Source organism: Microvirga arabica (assembly GCF_016811235.1).
Classification (GTDB): domain Bacteria; phylum Pseudomonadota; class Alphaproteobacteria; order Rhizobiales; family Beijerinckiaceae; genus Microvirga; species Microvirga arabica.
In genome coordinates this window covers 1-647 of the sequence record NZ_JAFBID010000229.1, presented here as the reverse complement: position 1 = coordinate 647, position 647 = coordinate 1, and the positions used below count along the sequence as shown (strand labels likewise).

Here is a 647-nt window from a genome sequence, read left to right as displayed (position 1 = left end):
TCGACAATCGGGCAGGGGCGGGCGGAAACACGGGCGCGGCTGCCGCCGCCAGGGCTGAGCCCGACGGCTACACCTTCTTCGTCGGTGCTACCCACCACGTCATCGCGCCCTCAATGTACACCAATCTCACGTACGATCTGCAGAAAGACTTTATCCCGATCGGCATGGTGTCCCAGGTTCCACATGTGGTGGTGGTGCACCCGCAGAAGGTGCCCGCGAAGACGTTGACCGAGCTCGTGGCATCGGCGAAGGCCAATCCCGGCAAGCTGAACTACGGCTCGGCGGGCCCCGGCACAGCGCACCATCTCGCGGGCGAGATGTTCAAGCTCCTCACCGGCACGAACATCGTCCACGTACCCTACCGCGGCGCCGGCCCGGCGATGCAGGATCTCTTAGCCGGGCAGATCGACATGGCGTTCGACGGGCTCGGCAGCTCCGCCGCCCAGATCGCCGGGGGGCAGATCCGGGCGCTGGCCGTCGCCGCTCCGAAGCGCTCGGCGGCGTTCCCCGACGTGCCGACCGCCGCGGAGGCCGGCGTGCCGGGTTACGAGGTGTCCACGTTCTATGCGCTCTGGGCGCCCAAGGGCACGCCGCCCGCGATTGTTGAGCGAATGACTAAGGAATTGCAGACCGCCCTGCAGGCGCCC

General features: G+C 67.9%; 1 protein-coding gene. It reads left to right on the top strand.

The window, feature by feature from the left end:
• Positions 1–647: tripartite tricarboxylate transporter substrate-binding protein (locus JQC81_RS32635; protein ID WP_203275895.1), on the top strand; the 647-nt coding region annotated here is incomplete at both ends.